Source organism: Gluconacetobacter sacchari (assembly GCF_014174255.1).
Classification (GTDB): Bacteria; Pseudomonadota; Alphaproteobacteria; order Acetobacterales; family Acetobacteraceae; genus Gluconacetobacter; species Gluconacetobacter sacchari.
Genome location: NZ_JABEQJ010000004.1, coordinates 83,707 through 100,473, shown reverse-complemented (window position 1 = coordinate 100,473; position 16,767 = coordinate 83,707). Strand labels below are relative to the sequence as shown.

Below are 16,767 nucleotides of genomic sequence, written 5' to 3'. Positions count from 1 at the left end.
CGGGCCACACGCTGCCCCCTTGTCGGTGAAGACATCCGGACCGGGTCGCAGCGTTTCAGGCCACATGGTGTTCTGGCGGGTGACCGTCATCGCCCCATGCCGTCCGAGACGCTGTCCTTCATCCCCTTGTCCGGGCCCTTCCCCGCCATCCGGGGCGGCTTTCGGACAGGGAGTGTCTGAATGTTCAACTACTACCGCAAAGAGATCGAGTGGGGCGGCCGCGCGCTGGTGCTGGAAACGGGCAAGATCGCCCGCCAGGCCGATGGCGCCGTGGTCGTGACCTATGGCGACACGGTCGTGCTCTGCACCGCCGTCGGCGCCCGGAGCGTCAAGCCGGGGCAGGATTTCTTCCCGCTGACGGTCAACTACCAGGAAAAGGCCTTCGCGGCCGGCAAGATCCCCGGCGGCTTCTTCAAGCGTGAAGGGCGCCCGTCCGAGATCGAGGTCCTGAATTCGCGCCTGATCGACCGGCCGATCCGTCCGCTGTTCCCGGAGACCTTCCGCAACGAGGTCCAGGTCGTCGCCACCGTGCTGAGCCACGACCTGGAGAACGATCCGGCGATCGCGGCGCTGATCGGCTGCTCGGCGGCGCTGACGCTGTCGGGCATTCCGTTCTTCGGCCCGGTCGCGGCCTGCCGCGTCGGCTACGAGAACGGCGCCTATATCCTGAACCCGACGCTGCCGGAGATGAAGAGCAGCGCGCTGGACCTGGTCGTCGCCGGCACGTCCGAAGGCGTGCTGATGGTCGAATCCGAGGCCGGCGAGCTGAGCGAGGAGGTGATGCTGGGCGCCGTGACCTTCGGTCATGAAGCGTTCCAGCCGGTGATCGACGCCATCATCGCGCTGGCCGAGCAGGCCGCGAAGGCGCCGTGGGACCTGGCCGAGCCGTCGGCCGAGGAGCTGGCGCTGCGCAAGCGGGTCGATGCGCTGGGCCGTGCCGCGATCGCCGAAGCCTATCAGGAGCGCGTCAAGCAGGAGCGCTACAAGAAGGTCGGCGCGGCGAAGGACGCCGTGCTGGCGGCGCTGACCGCCGAGGGGCTGGACGCGGGCGCGGCCAAGCCGATCCTGAAGGACTTGGAAGCCGACGTGGTGCGCAGCGCGGTGCTGGAGACCGGCCTGCGGATCGACGGCCGCGACCTGAAGACGGTTCGCCCGATCGTGTCGGAAGTCGGCATCCTGCCGCGCGCCCATGGCTCGGCCCTGTTCACCCGTGGCGAGACCCAGGCCCTGGTGGTCGCCACCCTGGGCACCGCCCAGGACGAGCAGGTGATCGACGCGCTGGAAGGCGAGTACCGCACCAACTTCATGCTGCACTACAACTTCCCTCCCTATTCGGTGGGTGAGTGCGGCCGCATGGGCTCGCCCGGCCGGCGCGAGATCGGCCATGGCAAGCTGGCCTGGCGCGCGGTGCATCCGCTGCTGCCGGGCAAGGATGCCTTTCCGTACACCATGCGCGTGGTGTCCGAGATCACCGAGAGCAACGGCTCGTCCTCCATGGCGACCGTGTGCGGCACCTCGCTGGCGCTGATGGATGCCGGCGTGCCGCTGAAGCGGCCGGTGGCGGGCATCGCCATGGGCCTGATCAAGGAAGATCGCGGCTTTGCCGTGCTGTCCGACATCCTGGGTGACGAAGACCATCTGGGCGACATGGACTTCAAGGTCGCGGGCACCGAGGACGGCATCACCGCGTTGCAGATGGACATCAAGATCACGTCCATCACGCCCGAGATCATGAAGATCGCCCTGGGCCAGGCGCGCGACGGCCGGCTGCATATCCTGGGCGAGATGTCCAAGGCGCTGACCGAGGGGCGCAGCGACGTGTCCTCGACCGCGCCGAAGATCACCACCATCACGGTGCCCAAGGAGAAGATCCGCGACGTGATCGGCCAGGGCGGTAAAGTGATCCGTGAGATCGTTGAATATTCGGGCGCCAAGATCGACATCAAGGACGACGGTACGATCATGATCGCCGCCTCGGCCGAGGATCAGGCCACCAAGGCGATCGAGCGGATCCGCGGCATCGTGGCCGAGCCCGAGATCGGCGCGATCTATACCGGCAAGGTGGTCAAGACCGCCGATTTCGGAGCGTTCGTCAACTTCCTGGGCGCGCGCGACGGGCTGGTCCATATTTCGGAGCTGTCGCAGGGCCGGGTGGCCAAGACCACGGACATCGTCAACCAGGGCGACGCGGTCAAGGTGAAGGTCCTGGGCTTCGACGATCGCGGCAAGGTCAAGCTGTCGATGCGCGTCGTCGACCAGGAGACGGGGGCCGACATCAGCGAGGCCGTCGGCGCCAAGCCCGCTCGGCCGCCGGCGCGCTGAAGCCGGCCGGTGGTGGGGCAGCCTTCTGCGCCACCACCGCGGCCCCGCCCGTTGGGAGCGGGGCACGTATGGACGAGACGCCGGTCCATCGGGACCGCGCGATGACGATAGGGTAGCGATGAAGGCGATCAATGCGATCCGCATGGGCGGGGTGGATGTCCTGCCGCTGATCGAAGGTGGGAAGGGCGTATCGGTCTCGACCGGCATATCGTCCGGACATTGGGCGGCGGCGGGGGGCGCCGGCACGGTGTCGATCGTCAATGCCGATTCATACGACGCCGAGGGACGGACCGTTCCGCAGATCTATCGCGGCCGGACCCGGCGCGAGCGGCAGCAGGAACTGATCGCCTACGCCGTTGCCGGCGGGATCGCGCAGGTGCGGATCGCGCACGATCTGGCCGGCGGGCGCGGGCGTGTCCACGCCAACATCCTGTGGGAGATGGGCGGTGCCGAGGAGGTGATCCTCGGCGTGCTGGAAGGTGCGCCGGGCCTGATCCACGGCCTGACCTGCGGCGCGGGCATGCCCTATCGCCTGTCGGAGATCGCGGCGCGGTTCGGCATTCATTATTATCCCATCGTCTCGTCCGCCCGGGCGTTCAGCGCCCTGTGGAAACGGTCTTTCCACAAGAATCCCTGCGGGCTGGGTGGGGTGGTGTACGAAGACCCCTGGCGGGCCGGCGGGCATAACGGCCTGTCGAACACCGAAAACCCGCTGGCCCCCGAAGACCCGTTTCCGCGCGTGCTGGCGTTACGCCAGGCGATGCGCGGCTTCGGCCTGCACGAGACGCCGATCATCATGGCGGGTGGCGTGTGGTGCCTGGAGGAATGGGAGGACTGGATCGACAATCCCGAACTCGGGCCTGTCGCCTTCCAGTTCGGCACCCGGCCGCTGCTGACGCGGGAAAGCCCGATCCCGGAGGCGTGGAAGCGGCGGCTGCTGACCCTGAAGAAGGGGGATGTCTTCCTGAACCGCTTCTCGCCGACCGGATTTTATTCCTCGGCGGTGAACAACCCGTTCCTGCGGGAACTCCAGGCGCGTTCGGAGCGGCAGGTCGCCTATTCCACCGAACCGGTGGGCGAGCATGTCGCGGCCTATGGCGTGGGGGCGCGGGCGCGGCAGGTCTTCATGACCGAGGCCGATCGCGAGCATGTCCGGCTGTGGGAGCGCGAAGGTTATACCGAGGCCATGCGCACCCCGGATTCGACGCTGATCTTCGTCACGCCCGACCGGGCGCGGGAGATCCTGGCCGACCAGGTGGCGTGCATGGGCTGCCTGTCGGAATGCCGCTTTTCCAACTGGAGCCAGCGGGGACCGGATTATTCCAACGGTCATCGGGCGGATCCGCGGTCGTTCTGCATCCAGAAGACGCTTCAGGCCATCGCCCATGCGGGGACCGAGGGCGCCGACGAGGTGATGGACAACAACCTGATGTTCGGCGGCACCAATGCGTGGCGCTTTGCTACCGACCCGTTCTACGCCAACGGCTTCGTGCCGACGGTGGGGCAACTGGTCGAGCGGATCCTGACCGGGCGCTAAGGCGGCACGGCCAGGAAGACGGTCCGGTCCGGGCCGTCCCGCACCGGGACGTAGCCGGCCGCGTCCAGCGCGTCGTCGATCGGGTCGTGGCCGCCATGGGCGATCGCGTTGGCGTGGCGATGGGCGGCGCGGCTGAGTTCCACCAGCGCGAAACCATGTCGGCGGACTGTCTCCGCGAAGGGATAGGCTTGGCCGCCGGCCAGCAGGGTCTGGGTCAGATTGAAGAAATCCACCGTCTCGTCCTTGCCGGCCCAGTAGCAGAGCGCCAGCGTTTCGCACGCCGCCGGGCCGGGGGTGGCGCGCAGATGGGCGATCGCGGCCTGCCATTGCGCCGTCCGGGCGGGCAGGGCGCGCAGGTCGCGGGCTTCGTGCGCCAGTTGGATCGGGACCAGCGCCAGCAGCGGCAGGAAGGACAGGCCGGCCGCGAGACCGGGGCGGCCGGGGATGCGCGACAGGGCCAGCCCCACCGCCAGGCAGGCCGCGATCAGGGTTTCGAACTGGGCATTGTAGTTCACCCCGTCGCCTATGCGCTGGAGCAGGCCCGTTGCCAGCGCCAGGACCAGGAACAGGGTAACGAAGGCCCTCATGCGCCGGGCGCGCGCGTCGGGCGCCGGCCCGGCCCACGACAGGCCGGCGGCCAGCAGCAGGCCCAGCAGTTCGGCCAGCTTGCGGATGCCTTCGATCGCGCCCGCCGGCATCATGATGCGCGCGTGGTGCAGCAGGTCGGCCGGGAAGGCCGGGCCGTACAGCGTCGTCGCCAGGCCGAAGCCCGCGAGCAGGGCGAGGGCTCCGGCACCGCACCAGGCGGCCAGGGCGCGCCGATCGTACCAGGCCAGCCAGATGGTCACCGCCAGCGGCAGCGCGACCAGGTTATGTTTGACGAAGCCGCCCGCGGCGATCAGCAGGGCCGCCGAGGCGACGCGCCCGGGACGGAGCCTGCCCGCGCCCGCCGGCAGCAGCAGGGCCAGTCCGGCCAGCATGATCGCGTGCGCCAGCCATTGCGGATCGTCGATCGCGACGTAATCGCGAAACGACGTGCTGGCATAGAGGGCCATCAGCAGCCCGGCCTGCGTCGCGGCGCCGGTCGTGCCGCCCATCCGCCGCACGCAGCCTGCGACCAGGCCGGCGCAGGCGAGCATGGCGAGCAGCGCGACCAGCCGCCCGGTCACGATCATGTCGCCCGTGAGCCGGCCGGCCAGCCCCAGCAGCGGGAAGGACAGGGGCGGATAATTGTTGAAGACCATGGAGCCCGGCGGCGGATAGAGCGGCCGGGTGGGGTCGCCGGCCACGGCGCGCGTGGCCAGATAGGCGTTCCAGCCTTCGTTGGGGTTCAGCGGGATATGGTGCGGCAGGGTCAGGACGGGGCCTGCCAGCAGGATGAACAGGATGAAGGCAGGCAGTCTGCTCTTTTTTGAAAAAAAGGACCAAAAAACGTTCATTCGTTTGGGAAATTTTCCCGTGCGGGGAGAAATGCCAACGAATGAAAATCTTCTTGCTTCTTTTCCTTCAGAAAAAGAAGGCATCAGTCCTGGCCCGTATCCGGCAGGCAGGCGGCGCGGAAGGCGGCAAACGCCCGGGCCCGGTGGCTGATGGCGTTCTTTTCGGCCTCCGGCATTTCGGCGAAGGTGCGTGCCTCGCCCGCCGGGGTGAAGATCGGGTCGTAGCCATGGCCGTGGCCGCCCCGGGGTGGCCAGGTGATCGCGCCGTCGATCCGGCCCTCGAACGTGCGGAGCGTGCCGTCGGGCCAGGCGAGGCACAGCACCGAGACGAACCAGGCCGATCGGTCCGAATCGTCGCCGATGGCTTCGTCGATGCGGGCCATCGCGCCGGGGAAATCCTTGTCCGGGCCGGCCCAGCGGGCGGAATAGATGCCCGGCGCGCCCCCCAGGGCGGCGACGCACAGGCCGGAATCGTCGGCCAGCGCCGGCAGGCCGCCGGCGCGCGCCGCCGCCACCGCCTTCAGCGCCGCGTTGCCGGCGAAGCTGTCGGCGGTTTCCTCGGGTTCCGGCAGGCCGAGCTGGCCGGCCGAGACGACGGTGATGCCGTATCCGTTCAGCAGGGCGGCGAATTCCGCCAGCTTGCCCTGGTTGTGGCTGGCGAGGACCAGCCGGTCGCCACGCGCCAGGCGACGGGCCTGCGCCCCGCTCACGACGCGTCGCTCCGCGCGGCCAGGGCGGCATCGACCGCCGCGCGCTGGGCGGCGAACAGATGGGCGGTGCCGGCCTGGGCCAGGCGCAGCATGGTTTCGAACTGCGCCTGCGAGAAGGGGGAGTGTTCGGCGGTGCCCTGGATCTCGACGATGCCGCCGGTCTCGGTCAGGACGAAATTGGCGTCGGCGGCGGCGGCGCTGTCTTCGTCGTAATCCAGGTCCAGCACCGGGCCGGCGGCGGTCAGGCCGCAGGAGACCGCGGCGACCTGCGCCGTCAGCGGCACGCGGGACAGCACGCGGTTGCGTGCCAGCTTTTCCAGCGTCAGCCGCAGGGCGACCCAGGCGCCGGTGATCGATGCGCAGCGGGTGCCGCCATCGGCGTTCAGCACGTCGCAATCGACGGTGATCGAGATTTCGCCCAGGGCGCCCAGGTCGGTCACGGCGCGCAGCGAGCGGCCGATCAGGCGCTGGATTTCCTGCGTGCGGCCCGACTGCCTGCCCTTCGCGGCCTCACGTGGGCCGCGCGAATGGGTGGCGCGGGGCAGCATGCCGTATTCGGCCGTGACCCAGCCCTTGCCCTGGCCGCGCAGGAAGGGCGGCACGCGGGGTTCGACGCTGGCGGCGCACAGCACTTCGGTCCCGCCCATGCGGATCAGGGCCGAGCCTTCGGCGTGGCGGGCGAAGCCGGTTTCGATGGAGACGGGGCGCAGCGCGTCGGCGGCGCGGCCGGAGGGGCGGGGGGGCATGGGCAAACGATACTCCGCATCGACGGGCAGGGCATTCCGGGGCGGGCCGCCGAAGAGGCGGGCATAGCCCGAGCGGGGGGATCATGGCCAGCCCGATGCTTGCCATGGCCTGCCGGTGTTTCCACTTCTATAGTAATCGATCCGGCCGGCGCCCGCCGGCCTCGAACGCGGAGGCTTCAAGCAGGATGAATCCCGGCACGCTGTCTTCCCGCCCGGCCCTGCCGCCGGGGCTGGATGTCCGTTCGGCGGCGATCCTGCGCGAGATCGTCGAGCAGTATGTCGAGACCGGCGAGCCGGTCGGCTCGCGCACCCTGTCGCGGCGCCTGCCGCTGCCGCTGTCGCCCGCCACCATCCGCAACGTGATGGCGGACCTGACCGAGGCCGGCCTGCTGTTCTCGCCCCACGCCTCGGCCGGCCGGCTGCCGACGGAAAAGGGGGTGCGGCTGTTCGTCGACGGGCTGTTGCAGTTCGGCAGCCTGAGCGACGAGGAACGCGAGACCATCACCAATTCGCTGGAGATGCGGGGGCGGTCGTTGCAGGACACGCTCGCCGAGGCATCGTCGATGCTGTCCGGCCTGTCCTCGGCGGCGGGCCTGGTGCTGGCGCCCAAGGGCGACGGGGCGGTGAAACATATCGAATTCGTCGCCCTGGGCCCCCGGCGCGCGCTGGTGATCCTGGTGGGGGCGGACGGGCAGGTGGAAAACCGGGTGATCGAGACGCCGCTCGGCCTGCCGCCCTCGGCGCTGGTCGAGGCGGGGAACTACCTGAACGCCCAGTTGGCCGGCCGCTCGCTGGAGGACCTGCGCACCCATGTCAGCGCGGACATGAGCGCCAACCGGAGCGAACTGGACCATCTGACGGCCGAGATCGTGGCCAGTGGCCTGGCGACGTGGAGCGACGTGGATCGCGGCGGCACGCTGTTCGTGCGTGGCCAGGCGCGCCTGCTGGCGGATGTGACCGAGATCGAGCGCCTGTCCACCATCCAGATGCTGTTCGAGCGGCTGGAAGCACAGGAGACGATGCTGCGGCTGCTGGAACTGGCGCAGGAATCCGACGGCGTGCGGATCTTCATCGGTGCGGAAAGCGGACTGTTCGGCCTGTCCGGCACGTCGATGGTCGTGGCCCCGGCACGGACCGACAGCAACCGCATCGTCGGCGCGATCGGGGTGATCGGCCCGACGCGGCTCAATTACGGGCGCATCATACCCGTGGTGGATTATACGGCGCGCGTCATCGGCAGGATGCTGGGTTGAAATGGCCGCCTTGGTGCCGCCATCTTCCTGCCCTAGCTGGCTTGCCCCAGGGGGGCGACGCCCCGGCCCGACAATGCTAGGAGAAGCGACCTTGCCCGCGTCCCGTTCCCGCCGGTGCCCGTCGTGACCGACCGCGTTCCCTTGCCCTTCGCCCACTGGACCCTGGATGATTTTTCGTAACGGATCAGGCCGGGACGGCCGGTTGCTTGTCTCCTCGCGCATCGGGGCCGATGCCGCCGGGGACGAAGCCCCGCGCGGGCCCCGGCGCGGCTTCGGCATGACCGGGCCGGGGGGCGGGCCGCGCCGGCCGCGCTTCCGGCTGGTGCGCCGCCTGCTTGGCGGCGGTGCGGCGGTGCTGCTGCTGGTGACCCTGGCCGGCGGGCTGGTGGCGTGGTCGAAATACGAGCAACTGGTGGCCGATCTGCCGACCGTGGACGGGCTGCGCACCTATCAGCCGCCGGTGATGAGCCGCCTGTATTCGGGCGATGACCGGGTGATGGCGGAGCTGGCGGCCGAGCGGCGCATCTTCGTGCCCTATTCGGCCATTCCGGCGCGGGTGAAGAACGCGGTGATCGCCGCCGAGGACCAGAAATTCTATACCCATGGCGGTGTCGATCCGTTCGCGATTCTCCGTGCGGGGCTGAGCGACCTGACCGTGCATCGGGGCCACCGCCCGATCGGGGCCTCCACCATCACCCAGCAGGTGGCGCGCATCATGCTGCTGGGCTCGAAACAGACCCTGTCGCTGGAACGCAAGGCACGCGAGGCGCTGCTGGCGATCCGCATCGAGCAGACGCTGTCCAAGGAAAAGATCCTCGAAATCTATCTGAACGAGATCTATCTGGGGGCGGGCGCGTATGGCGTGGGGGCGGCGGCCCAGACCTATTTCAACAAGCCGCTGGACCAGGTGGACGACGCCGAGGCCGCCTTCCTGGGCGCGCTGCCGAAATCGCCGACCAATTACAATCCCTATCGCTTCCCGGACGCCGCCAAGGGGCGCCGCGACTGGGTGCTGCAACGCATGGCCGAGATCGGCGCCATTTCCGACAGCGAGGCCCGTGCCGCGCAGAACGAGCCCCTGGTGCCGCAATCCTTCACCCGTCCGGGCCCGGTGCCCGGTTCGGAATGGTTCGCCGAGGAGGTGCGCCGCGAACTGATCGACCGGTACGGGCAGGACACCACCATGCAGGGGGGGCTTCTGGTCCATACCAGCATGAACCCGCATCTTCAGCAGATCGCCACCGCGGCGGTGCGGGACGGCCTGATGGCCTATGACCACGATCATGGCGGTTGGCGCGGGCCGGTGGGGCATGTGGACGCGATCGCATCCGGCGCCGATGCGGAGTGGTTCGCGCCCGTGCTGGCGGCGACGGCGCGGCCGGCCGGCATGCTGGATTCCTGGCGCCTGGGGGTTCTGCTGTCGCCCTCGACCGGCGAGATCGGCTGGCTGGAGGGGCCGGCGGCGCGCGCCGAGCCGCGCACCGGCCGGCTGCTGGCCCGCGACATGGCCTGGATGCGCCGGTGGCGCGCCCCGCGCGCGGGCGACCTGCTGATGATCGAACCCCAGGCCGAGGGCGGTGGGGTCGCCCTGCGCCAGATCCCCAAGGTCGAAGGCGCGCTGGTGACGCTGGACGTGCGAACGGGCCGGGTGCTGGCGATGGTCGGCGGCTGGTCGTTCGGCCAGTCGCAGTTCAACCGCGCCACCCAGGCGATGCGCCAGCCCGGATCGTCCTTCAAGCCGTTCGTCTATCTGACGGCGATGGAGCAGGGGATCTCGCCATCGCAGAAATTCGACGATTCCCCGGTATCGTACGGCACGTGGCATCCGAACAATTACGAGAAGGATTTCTGGGGCCCGACCACCCTGCATGACGCGCTGCGGGAATCGCGCAACCTGGTGACCATTCGTCTGGCGGCGCATATCGGCATGAAGTCGGTGGCGAACATGGCCATGTCGCTGCAACTGGTCGACAGCATGCCCCATGTCCTGCCCGCCGCCCTGGGCGCGGTGGAGACGACGGTGCTGCGCGAGGCCGGGGCCTATGCCAGCATCGCGGCGGCCGGACGGCTGGTGACGCCGACCCTGATCGACGACGTGCAGGACCGTGACGGCCATGTGCTGTGGCGGCCGCCCGGCCTGGGGGTGCAGGCGGCACCCGCGCCCGCTGCCCCTCCGCCGGCGCCGGTTTCCACGGTTGGTGCCGCGCCGCAGCATGTGGTGCCGGCCGATGGGCCGGTGCTGGTCGATACGCGGCCGCAGATTGCCTCGCCGGCCAGCGCGTTCCAGATCGTGACGATGATGCGCGACGTGATCCTGCGCGGCACCGGCACCCGCGCGGGCGAAGGGATCGACCGGCCCATCGCCGGCAAGACCGGCACCAGCCAGAATTTCAACGATGCCTGGTTCGCCGGCTTTTCGCCCGATATCGTGACCATCGTCTGGGTCGGCTTCGATACGCCGCAGACCCTGGGCAAGAACGAGACCGGCGGCACCATCGCCGGGCCGATCTGGAACCGGGTGATGAAGGCGGTGCTGGCGGACCGGCCGAAGCTGGATTTCGCCGTGCCGCAGGGGCTGACGCTGGCGCGCTACAATACCGGGATGGGCATGGCGGTGGATGCCTTCAAGCCCGACCAGGTGCCGGGCATCAGCGCCGACCTGAACGCCAACGCGACCGGCGCGCTGACCGCCGAGGATACCGGCGCCGAGACGATGCCGGATTCCGAGAGCGACATGGCGGCGTCGCCCTCCGCCGCGCCCGCCGGCGGCCCCGTGGCCCGTCCGGCCGCCGTGCCGGGCCAGCCCGCGCCGCAGGGGCCGGCCGCGACCGGCGGCGGGGGTGACATCGGCATGGGCGGACTGTATTGACGCCGTCTGTATGTCCTGTCGGGCGGCCGCCGGTCGGCCGCCCTTCCTGATCGATGGAGTTCCTGTTCCATGTCCGCCGAGACCGAGGCTCTCAACGACCAGATCAAGCAGTCGGTGGCACTGCTGAGGAGGCATCTTTGACTGGGATGTCGCACAAGGCCGCCTGGCCGAACTGAACAACCGGGCGGAGGATCCGGACCTGTGGAACGATCCGGAGGCCGCCCAGAAACTGATGCGCGAGCGCACGCTGCTGGCCGGGCAGGTGGAAGGCGTCCTGCGGCTGGAAGCCGATGTCCGCGATACGCTGGACCTGGTCGAGCTGGCCGAGATGGAAGGCGACGAGGCGGTCCTGAAGGACGCCATGCGGATGCTGCGCGACCTGGCCGAGGAGGCCAAGCGCCGCGAGATCGAGAGCCTGCTGTCCGGCGAGGCCGACAGCAATGACTGCTACATGGAAGTCAATGCGGGCGCCGGCGGCACCGAGGCCCAGGACTGGGCCGAGATGCTGCTGCGGATGTACACGCGCTGGGCCGAGCAGCATGGCTACAAGGTCACCCTGATGGAAAGCTCGGAGGGCGAGCAGGCGGGGTTGAAATCGGCGACGATCCAGGTGTCCGGCCCCAATGCCTATGGCTGGCTGAAGACCGAGGCCGGCGTGCATCGCCTGGTGCGGATTTCGCCCTTCGACGCGGCGGCGCGGCGGCAGACATCCTTTGCCTCGGTCTGGGTCTATCCGGTGGTCGATGATTCGATCGAGATCGAGATCAACGAAGCCGACCTGAAGGTCGATACCTTCCGGGCCTCGGGCGCGGGCGGGCAGCACGTCAACAAGACGGAATCCGCGATCCGCATCACCCATATCCCCACCGGGATCGTCGTCGCCTGCCAGACCGACCGGTCGCAGCATCGCAACCGGGCCACGGCGATGACGATGCTGAAGGCCCGCATGTACGAGCAGGAACTGCAACGGCGCGAGGCCGCCGCCGCCCAGACCGAGGCGGCGAAGACCGACATCGGCTGGGGGCACCAGATCCGTTCCTACGTGCTGGCGCCCTACCAGCTCGTGAAGGACCTGCGGACGAATGTCGAGCGCGGCAACCCCGAAGCCGTGCTGGACGGGGACCTGGACGATTTCATGGCGGCCGCTCTGGCCGCCCGGGTGGGGGCGACCCGGTCGGAGGCCAGCGCGACCGCGCAGTGACCGCGCACAGGGTCCGTGCGGGGAAGGGCGGCTTCGGCCGCCCTTTTTTTGATATTTTCGCAGCGTGCGAGGGGGCGCGCGCGACAGAATCGAACCGGGTCGCGGCCTGGTGCGTTGATGCTTCGCCAGGGTGGTGCCGTGGGCCGCATGGGCCCGAAACGCTATCGTGCCGGGCAGGCAACGAAATCGGACCCGACGCGAAAAATGGCAGAAAAACGGGCATCCTCTCAAAAATCGCCGGTTTTGCGCCATTTATGACATGTTGTTAATATGTCCATTTTTTGGGCCACTGATGACAAATTACTCGTTTCAAATTCGATAAATATCTTGCTTGACATCGGATGGGCGCAATAGCCCAATTCGACGGCTTGGCGGCATTTCGATGTCTGTCCGGTCAGGTCGGAACGCAGGGGATGCACGATCCCAATGACGTTCGTGTGCCCTTCCGCCCATGTTCGGCGGGGTGGGGGGCGGACGCTGCGCGGTGGTCCTGATTTGTTGTGGTTTTGAGTGCCGAAACCGGCGTGGACGAGAGGGTTAAGGAGGTTTCGACATGAACTACGCGGAACAACAACGCAGTCCGACGAGACATATCATCGGCATAACTGTCGTTGTTCTCCTGCACGTGGTTCTGATCTGGGCGTTGATGAACGGTCTCGGGGCGAAAATCGTCCAGGAACTGCACCCGCCCATCCAGACCAAGATTATTACGGAGCCAAAGCCGCCGCCGCCGCCGCCACCACCGCCGCCGCCGCCGGTGATGACGCAGCCGCCGCCGCCGTACATTCCGCCGCCGAAGATCCAGATCCAGCCGCCGCCGCAGCAGGTGATCCGGCAGGTGACGCATACGCCGCCGCCGAAGCCGATGCCGCCGTCGCCGCCTGCGCCGCCCACGGTGCAGAATGCGCCGATCGGGCCGCCGGTTCCGGATCATCTGGCGGGTGCGCGTCCGGTCAACAACGTCAAGCTCGACTACCCCGAGGAAATGCTCGAGGAAAATCGGGAAGGCCGCGTGACCGTGGTGTGCGACGTGGAACAGGATGGGACCACCAGCAACTGCGCCGTGACGAGCGTGCAGGGTGGACAGGCTTTCTCCCAGGCCGCGCTGGATTACGTCCGCCGCGCCCGGTATCAGCCTGCGGTCAAGAATGGCGTTCCCATCAAGGAATTCCATCATCCGTATACGATTACCTTCAGGCTCAGCAACGACTGAGGGTCACCTAACGACCGGAGCCGGTCGGGCATGAGCCCGGCGGCTCCGGGGTTCCGGCAAACGGGCCATTTACCACAGAGGATTTGGAGTACATGACCAGACTGCACCGTGTTCCTGTCGTTGCCGCGTCGGCCCTGGCCGCCATTCTGAGCGTCTCCTCGCCCGTGATCGCGGTGGCGCAGGATGCACAGTCCACCGCTCCGGCCGCGGCTCCCGCTCCTGACGCGTCGGCTCCGGCTGCGCCTGCCCCCGACGCCTCGGCCCCCGCCGCCGCGCCGGCCGCCCCCGCCGAAGGCTCGGCCCCTGCCACGCCGCCGGCCGATGGCGCGGCCCCGGCTGCTCCTGCCGCCGACGCCGCCGCTCCGGCGGCTCCGGTCACGCCGCCGGCCGAGGATGCCGCCCCGGCGAAGCCGGCCGGCAATCCGTACGGCCTGGATGCGCTGTGGCGCAATGGTGACATCATCGCCCGCGGCGTCCTGCTGATCATGGTCGTCATGTCGCTGGGCACGTGGTACATCATGATCACGAAGTTCTTCGAGCAGATGCGGATGTTCTCGGCCGCCAAGGAAGCCGCCGCGACCTTCTGGACCAAGTCCTCGATCCAGGAAGGCGCCGCGGCGCTGAAGCCGTCCTCGCCGTTCCGCTACATCGCCGATACCGGCATCGTCGCGGCCGAGCATCACGAGGGCACGATGCAGGAATCGATCGACCTGCATACCTGGACCTCGATGTCGATCCAGCGCGCCGTCGACACCATTCAGGCGCGGATGCAGGGTGGGCTCGCCTTCCTCGGCACCGTCGGCTCGACCTCGCCGTTCGTCGGTCTGTTCGGCACCGTCTGGGGCATCTATCACGCCCTGACCGCCATCGGCATCGCCGGCCAGGCGTCGATCGACAAGGTTGCCGGCCCGGTCGGTGAATCGCTGATCATGACCGCGATCGGCCTGGGCACCGCCGTTCCGGCCGTGCTGGGCTACAACCTGCTGGTCCGCCGCAACAAGGGCGCCATGGACAAGGTGCGCAACTTCGCCGCCGACCTGCAATCGATCCTGCTGGGTGGCTTCCGTCATGGCGTGGCGCCGGAGATCGTGGTGCATCCCGATAACTCGCCGACCACCACCACGACCTCCAACCGGGTTGCCTGAACATGGCGATGCAAGTCGGAGGCGGCGGCGATGAAGACGAGGTGGTGTCCGCCATCAACACCACTCCACTTGTCGACGTCATGCTGGTGCTGCTGATCATCTTCCTGATCACCATCCCAGTCGCAACACACACGATCAAGGTCGTCCTGCCGAAGGACGCCAACCAGCCGACGCAGACCAAGCCCGGCAATGTGGTGCTGGCGGTAACGGAGAACGGGCAGATCTACTGGAACGAGGTTGCGATCAAAAGTCGCGCCGACCTTCTGGACAGGCTTGAGAAGGTGGCGGTGATCAAGCCGCAGCCCCAGATCCAGATCCGTGGCGATGCCAAGGCGCGCTACGAATCCGTGGGGCGGGTGATCGCCACCTGTCAGGAAGCCGGGATCTATCACGTGGACTTCATCACCGAGCAGCCGCACTCGGACTGAATGACGGGGAACAGGGGGCCGGCTTGTGCCGGCCCCTCATTCCAGGGATCTCACATCTAGGGCGCCGTGTCCGTTCGTTCGCGCCGGTTTCGGGGCGGGTGGCCTGAACGGTTCGGCGCCCCGCGTTTTTTAGAGAGTACACCGCCATGAGCATGAATGTCGGCTCCGAAGGCACCACCGAAGACGAAGGTATGGTCGATATCAACACGACGCCGTTGATCGACGTCATGCTGGTGCTGCTGATCATGCTGATCATTACCATCCCGTTGCAGACCCATTCGGTCGCGCTGGATCTGCCCCAGGGCAATCCGCCGCCCTCGACCGAGGTGCCGAAGGTCGTGACGGTCGCGATCGATTTCGACAACAGCATCACATGGAACGGCGAGCCCATCGGGGACGAGGGATCGCTGCTGGCGCACTTCCAGCAGGCCGCGGCCATGCCCGACCAGCCGGAAATGCATATTCATCCGAACCGTCTGGCCGATTACAAGACGGTGGCGCATGTTCTTGCGGACGCCCAGAGGCTTGGCATTACCAAGCTGGGTATCGTAGGTCAGGATCAGTTCATGGAAGGACAATGAGCTGATGTCATCACGTCTGTTCCGCGCCGGCCTGCTTGCCGGCGTGATCGCCGCCGTTCCGTTTTCCGTCTCGCCGGTCGGCTCCGCGCTGGCGGCCGACACTCTGAGCGCCAAGGTCGGCAAACCCCTCCAGCAGGCCCAGGCCGCACTGGCGGCGCATAGCTATGCCAAGGCGATGGCCGCGGTCAACGCGGCCGAGGCCGTGCCCGGCAAATCGGATTACGAGGACTATACCATTACCCAGATGCGGGCCGCGATCGCCGCGCAGTCGGGGGATGTGGCGGCGGCGACGTCTGCCTATGACAAGCTGATCGCGTCCAGCCGCACTCCCAAGGATGCCAAGCTGCAGATGATGATGGCGGAAGCCACGATGGCCTACACCGCCAAGGATTACCCCCGGGCCGTGTCGGGGATCGAGCGGTACCTGAAGGTCGCGGGCAGCAATCCGGCCATGGAGACGCTGCTGATCCAGTCCTATTACCTGCAGCGGGACTACAAGAACGCGGCGCGCGTGCAGCAGGCGCAGATCGACGCCGAACTCAAGGCCGGCAAGGTGCCGACCGAGAGCCAGTTGCAGCTTCTGGCCGCCTGCCAGACGCAGCTCAAGGACGAGTCGGGGCTGAACCATACCTATGTCATGCTGGTGTCGGCCTATCCCAAGCCGGAATACTGGGCGCTGATCCTGCATGGTCTGATCACCAACCCCAAGGTCGCGCCGGGATTGCAGCTTGACGTCTATCGCATTCGCCTGGCGGCGGGTGTGCTGACGGCGCCCTCCGACTTCATGGACATGACCGAACTGGCCATGCAGGCCGGCCTGCCGCAACTGGCGTTGGACCTGATGAATGCCGGTTACGCCAGCGGCGCGCTGGGCAAGGATGCCGGCGCCGCGCGCGAGGCCAAGCTGAAGGCGATGGTCGTGAAGGCGGTGGCCGACAAGAAGGCCACGATCGCGGCGGACGAGACCGCCGGCGCGGCGGCCCCGACGGGCAACCTCCTGCTGACGGCGGGTTACAATTACGTGACCTTCGGCCAGGCGGACAAGGGGCTCGCGGTCATGCGGCAGGGGCTGGCGAAGGGGCCGGTCGATATCAATATCGGCAAGCTGCATTACGGTCTGGCGCAGGCGGCGGCGGGCCATACGGCCGACGCCATCGCGACGCTCAAGACCGTTGCCGGCGACAACGGGGCGCGGGATATCGCGCAGCTCTGGATTCTCAAGTTGAGCCCGGCGGTCGCCGCCCATCACTGACCGGTCGCCGGGCGGGATCGGTCCGGCATCACCGACCCATACTGACGGCGGGGCCGGGCGGATCGATCCGC

At 68.1% G+C, this 16,767-nt stretch carries 13 protein-coding genes; 10 read left to right on the top strand and 3 right to left on the bottom strand.

All coding sequences use genetic code 11. The features are described from left to right. Nucleotides 1-180 precede the first annotated feature (180 nt). Nucleotides 181-2,322, top strand: coding sequence for a polyribonucleotide nucleotidyltransferase (pnp, locus tag HLH48_RS04705; protein WP_182996345.1), 2,142 nt, complete (start codon nt 181-183; stop codon nt 2,320-2,322). A gap of 118 nt (nt 2,323-2,440) precedes the next feature. Continuing rightward, nucleotides 2,441-3,859 carry an NAD(P)H-dependent flavin oxidoreductase gene (locus HLH48_RS04700; protein WP_182996344.1) on the top strand — a complete coding sequence of 473 codons (1,419 nt, stop codon included), beginning with the start codon at nt 2,441-2,443 and terminating at the stop codon, nt 3,857-3,859. On the opposite strand, the gene HLH48_RS04695 is transcribed toward HLH48_RS04700, so the two are convergent. The 3 genes from HLH48_RS04695 to rph form a co-directional block, all read right to left on the bottom strand. Continuing rightward, nucleotides 3,856-5,298: a hypothetical protein gene (locus HLH48_RS04695; protein WP_182996343.1), complete on the bottom strand. Its 1,443-nt coding sequence runs from the start codon at nt 5,296-5,298 to the stop codon at nt 3,856-3,858. The two genes, HLH48_RS04700 and HLH48_RS04695, sit on opposite strands and share 4 nt — an antisense overlap. 83 nt (nt 5,299-5,381) lie before the next feature. Further along, nucleotides 5,382-6,008 (bottom strand): RdgB/HAM1 family non-canonical purine NTP pyrophosphatase, encoded by a 627-nt coding sequence (gene rdgB / locus HLH48_RS04690; protein WP_182996342.1) that lies wholly within the window; start codon nt 6,006-6,008, stop codon nt 5,382-5,384. Then, entirely contained in the window at nt 6,005-6,754 is a 750-nt protein-coding gene (gene rph / locus HLH48_RS04685; protein WP_182996341.1) for a ribonuclease PH, read from the bottom strand. The genes rdgB and rph overlap by 4 nt, the downstream gene beginning before the upstream one ends. A 185-nt stretch (nt 6,755-6,939) precedes the next feature. Between rph and hrcA the strand changes: the two genes are divergently transcribed. The 8 genes from hrcA (at nt 6,940) to HLH48_RS04645 (ending at nt 16,696) form a co-directional block, all read left to right on the top strand. After that, nucleotides 6,940-8,007: a heat-inducible transcriptional repressor HrcA gene (hrcA, locus tag HLH48_RS04680; protein WP_182996340.1), complete on the top strand. Its 1,068-nt coding sequence runs from the start codon at nt 6,940-6,942 to the stop codon at nt 8,005-8,007. A gap of 166 nt (nt 8,008-8,173) precedes the next feature. Continuing rightward, nucleotides 8,174-10,876, top strand: coding sequence for a penicillin-binding protein 1A (locus HLH48_RS04675; protein ID WP_182996339.1), 2,703 nt, complete (start codon nt 8,174-8,176; stop codon nt 10,874-10,876). A gap of 69 nt (nt 10,877-10,945) precedes the next feature. Further along, a protein-coding gene (gene prfB, locus HLH48_RS04670; RefSeq protein WP_182996338.1) for a peptide chain release factor 2 occupies nt 10,946-12,077 on the top strand; the annotation gives its coding sequence in 2 pieces (ribosomal slippage) (nt 10,946-11,014 and nt 11,016-12,077; 1,131 coding nt in all). A gap of 553 nt (nt 12,078-12,630) precedes the next feature. After that, nucleotides 12,631-13,290, top strand: a complete 660-nt coding sequence (locus HLH48_RS04665; protein ID WP_182996337.1) for an energy transducer TonB — start codon at nt 12,631-12,633, stop codon at nt 13,288-13,290. Between the two features lie 92 nt (nt 13,291-13,382). Beyond that, nucleotides 13,383-14,435 (top strand): MotA/TolQ/ExbB proton channel family protein, encoded by a 1,053-nt coding sequence (locus HLH48_RS04660; protein WP_182996336.1) that lies wholly within the window; start codon nt 13,383-13,385, stop codon nt 14,433-14,435. A 2-nt stretch (nt 14,436-14,437) separates the two neighbouring features. After that, a complete protein-coding gene (locus HLH48_RS04655) occupies nt 14,438-14,863 on the top strand; it encodes an ExbD/TolR family protein (protein WP_182996335.1) in 426 nt (141 codons plus the stop codon). Nucleotides 14,864-15,009: 146 nt separating this feature from the next. Further along, the gene (locus tag HLH48_RS04650) at nt 15,010-15,444 is read left to right on the top strand and encodes an ExbD/TolR family protein (RefSeq protein WP_182996334.1); all 435 of its coding nucleotides are present in this window, start codon (nt 15,010-15,012) and stop codon (nt 15,442-15,444) included. Between the two features lie 4 nt (nt 15,445-15,448). Continuing rightward, nucleotides 15,449-16,696 carry a tetratricopeptide repeat protein gene (locus tag HLH48_RS04645; protein ID WP_246386890.1) on the top strand — a complete coding sequence of 416 codons (1,248 nt, stop codon included), beginning with the start codon at nt 15,449-15,451 and terminating at the stop codon, nt 16,694-16,696. The last annotated feature ends 71 nt before the right edge of the window (nt 16,697-16,767 follow it).